The 3,712-nt window shown below is 44.3% G+C and carries 5 protein-coding genes; 3 read left to right on the plus strand and 2 right to left on the minus strand.

From position 1 onward, the window contains the following. Positions 1 to 205: hypothetical protein (locus ACYVUV_RS12200; protein ID WP_484499553.1), on the minus strand; the 205-nt coding region annotated here is incomplete at its 3' end. 246 nt (positions 206 to 451) lie between these two features. Here ACYVUV_RS12200 and ACYVUV_RS12205 point away from each other — a divergent pair. Then, on the plus strand, positions 452 to 751 hold the full coding sequence (locus ACYVUV_RS12205) for a hypothetical protein (protein WP_484499554.1): 300 nt from the start codon (positions 452 to 454) through the stop codon (positions 749 to 751). A gap of 528 nt (positions 752 to 1,279) precedes the next feature. On the opposite strand, the gene ACYVUV_RS12210 is transcribed toward ACYVUV_RS12205, so the two are convergent. After that, positions 1,280 to 1,579 carry a hypothetical protein gene (locus ACYVUV_RS12210; RefSeq protein WP_484499555.1) on the minus strand — a complete coding sequence of 100 codons (300 nt, stop codon included), beginning with the start codon at positions 1,577 to 1,579 and terminating at the stop codon, positions 1,280 to 1,282. Positions 1,580 to 1,802: 223 nt separating this feature from the next. Here ACYVUV_RS12210 and iscB point away from each other — a divergent pair, with 223 nt between their 5' ends. Continuing rightward, positions 1,803 to 3,131, plus strand: a complete 1,329-nt coding sequence (iscB, locus tag ACYVUV_RS12215) for an RNA-guided endonuclease IscB (protein ID WP_484499556.1) — start codon at positions 1,803 to 1,805, stop codon at positions 3,129 to 3,131. Between the two features lie 103 nt (positions 3,132 to 3,234). Continuing rightward, on the plus strand, positions 3,235 to 3,648 hold the full coding sequence (locus ACYVUV_RS12220) for a hypothetical protein (RefSeq protein ID WP_484499557.1): 414 nt from the start codon (positions 3,235 to 3,237) through the stop codon (positions 3,646 to 3,648). The last annotated feature ends 64 nt before the right edge of the window (positions 3,649 to 3,712 follow it).

Genomic DNA, 3,712 nt, shown 5'->3' on the forward strand with positions numbered 1-3,712 from the left:
AGTGACTTTTGGTTGTTGAAAAGAACTGAAGCAACACCTGCTTTGTGCGTTGGCGTTGACTATAACGCTGCATAGTTTGACCATAGTGACTTTTGGTTGTCGAAAAGAACTGAAGCAACACCTGCTTTGTGCGTTGGCGTTGACTATAACGCTGCATAGTTTGACCATAGTGACTTTTGGTTGTCGAAAAGAATGCTTTTGGCATTAATGATCATTTTTTGCAGAAAATTACTGCAAAAAACAGCAAAAAAACTTGATGGCTAAAAAATAATAAAATTGCTTCATCAAGGTTGCGATGGCGATGGATCTGTTGCCTGACCCACTAAATAGTACTGTCAGACAACAACTGACCAGTCGCAGCTCTCTTACAAGAATACTGTTTTGAGCTAATTGGTTACGTTTTGCTAACTTAATGGATTAGCTCGCAAAGTTAGAAAGAAGCAAAAAAGAAATGATGATGAATGGCTGGAAAACCGCAAAGGAAATTATTGATGACTACCAACTGACAGGGCAAGACTTCAGCAAGTTGGCTGACGAATGCGCAAAAAGCAGTGAATACAGGGATGCTGTCGTAATGATGCATGGCTCAACTGGCCGCGTTTATGTCTACGTTGTCGAACAGAAATGGCAGCAATTCCTCTTGGCTAAATCACTTGGCATCTTGGATCAAAAAGAAAAAAGCGCAAACGAGGTTCCTTTGCATCCAGTAGAAAGCAATAAGAAAAACAAGCACATGCGTGTACAAGCATAATGATGACCAGTGGCTGATCTCCAAAATTTGTGAGATGCCATTTCTGATAAGCAACATGCCCTAAAAAGCAGCCATAAGGCTGTTTTTTTAGTTTCCAACGAAAATCTACTTTTGTTATGTGCGCAAACGCAGAAAAGGCTATGCAGTTTTAGAAATAAGAAACTAGCCTTAAAATGCCGCAAAACAGCGCTGCTACAGGCATTGGAGCAATATGAGCTAGCAAAAAATAACTGAACATAAGACCGCTTGCTTTAGTTGCCAAGCATAATAATTTTTTTCAGAAAGCAAGGACTTGGAAAAGCCGTGATGACGAGGAAATAGAGAAAAGCTAAATTATTTTTTAGACTCAACATGAGACCAAAGGCTATGCTGTTTTGGAAATAAGACAATGTGGTATGTATGCGGCTTAAGCTTGATATAACGGGCTTTGAGATGACGTGCCAGCAAGTAAAATGACTGAACATGAGCAAGCGGACAATCTGTTTTTGCCTCACTTTTTTGTTTGCAAAAGGAATTCGGAAATTATCCCTACAGAAGCATACAATAAAGGCTGAAGAGCATTTTCTTCAGCTCATATTCCGCATCGGTTTCTTCAGGCCAGAGTGACGTGCTAGTCAAGAAATCCGTTCCTTGTATGACCAAAAAATCTTTTTGCTGACGAGACCAGAGCGAAGTCAATGGTAACCCCTTACTGAAGTAAGGGGCTTGAAGCGCAAGCTTCAAGTCCTTTGTTTTCAATAGGGAGGCTGGAGAAATCCAGCTTTCATTGTCTAGACTAAGCTTTCCGGTCGGCTTCGGCTGACTGGATAGAGGAACTACGTTATCCATGTCATCACACCCACGGATGATGCCCAAATTCTTGGCTCTGTGGCAGCTCTGTAAACAGTCATGAGGTTAACATGGTAGTCAACTGCATCGTCGTGCCTCTCCGGAGTCATGGCAAGCATGGATAACATTGTCGATGGGCAACAACGCGAATCCGGATCGGGTCTCCTGATTCGGACGAGCGGCAGGAATCACTGTTTCCTGCATTAAGGAAAAGGAGAACAAAATGAAGCATGAAAATGCAAACCGGGTGTTTCTGCTCAATAAGGACGGCAAGCCGCTTATGCCATGCCGCCCAAGAAAGGCCAGACTGCTGCTGAAAAGCGGCAAGGCTTTTGTGGTCAAGAAATATCCCTTTACCATTCAGCTGAAATATGGCTCGTATGGCTATAAGCAGAAGGTAAGCCTTGGCGTAGACACCGGGCAGAGGCATATTGGCTTTGCCATTGTCAGTCAAGACAAGGTGCTGCACCAAAGCGAGGTAGAGCTTCGCCAGGACGTGCACAAAAATCTGCACACCCGCAAGATCTACCGCAGAGGCAGAAGAAACCGCAAGACCCGCTATCGCCAGGCCCGCTTTTTAAACAGAGTGCACGGCAAGCGAGACGGCTTGTGGCTTCCGCCGTCAGTAAAAGGCAAGGTAAGCCATAACATTGCTTGGATCAAGCGCTATTTGGCTGTATTGCCAAATCCCGATCTTCACATCGAAGTAGGCAAGTTTGACATGGCCAAGATGCTCAATCCAGACATTTCTGGCAAACAGTATCAAGAAGGCAGTCTAAAGGACTGGAAGAACTATGAGTACTACGTGCTGGCACGTGATGAGTACACCTGTCAGCTCTGCCATAAGCATGGCGAAGGCGTAAAGCTCGTCGTTCACCACATCGTCTACCGCTCACAAGGCGGGACAGATCGGGTGGACAATCTGATAACGCTTTGCACGAATTGCCATACTACAAAGAACTACCAGCCAGGCGTCAGGCTCTACAAGTGGATGAAGGCGAAGAAGAAAGTGACAAAGCAGCTGAAGGGAGCAACGTTCATGAACATTCTGCGCAAGCGGATCATGACTGCTTTCCCAGAAGCAAGCTTCCAGTACGGCTCGCAAACTTATGTGGATCGCAAGAATCTTCTTTTGCCAAAAGGTCATTTCATGGATGCAATCGCAATCAGCGGAATCAAGTCGGTTGGTCAGATGCCAGAGACGGTGACGATGATCAGTCAGTTCCGCAAGAAGAAGCGGTCGCTTCACGAAGCAACTGCAAGAAAAGGCAGAAAGCAGCCGAATACGTCATCCAAGCGCAATGAGAAGAACACGAAATATGCCCGTGGCTTGTGGCTGAATGACTACGTTCGTGTGATAAGCAATCATGCCAAGGGCTATGTAAAAGGTTTTAAGTCCAATGGATATTCTATTTATCTGACAGACGGCTTAGGCAATTACGTGCTGACCAATGGCAGAAATTACGTCAACTCAAAGCAGTGCCAGTTGATTACGCACAACAGCAACTGGCAAAAAGCAGAGCAAAAGCTTTTGCTTTACGAATTTAAGTAAGAAGAGGCCGGCAAGCCCTATCCATCCACCCATTGGAATAGGTGGAATTCCGGGTTTGCCAGCCATTGACAATCATTGATAACACAGGAAGAAGGAAAATAAAATGATGTATTTGGACGACGAGCTTAACTATTTTGATCACCGTGAAGATTTTGCGGGTTACAGTGCCGAGAGCGATTCTTTTGATGATGACGACGAACGAACCCCGATGGAAATGATTATCGAAGAGCTGGAAGATGACATCAATGAGTGTCTCAGAAATGAAAATAGAGATTTGATCGTTTGGGCGTATTGGATCTTCGATAAAAGCGATGAGTACTTTATTGACTACTATTATCTCGATGATGATCCCGGCGTTTTAGCAAGAGATGACAGATACGAAACAATTGCTGATTATGATAAGGACATGGCTGAGCAGTGCTACAGCTTCGGTAGAAGAAAGATGCCAGCTAGAAAGCTCTTAAAAATTCTTAAACACGAGAATCTTGCTGCTCAAGGTGGCCAGCAGCAATTGTAAGTCAAAATGAAAGCAGGAAGCTAATCTAAATTAGCTTCCTGCTTTTGTTTTTTAGGGCTGAATT

Source organism: Lactobacillus sp. WILCCON 0149 (genome assembly GCF_057197965.1).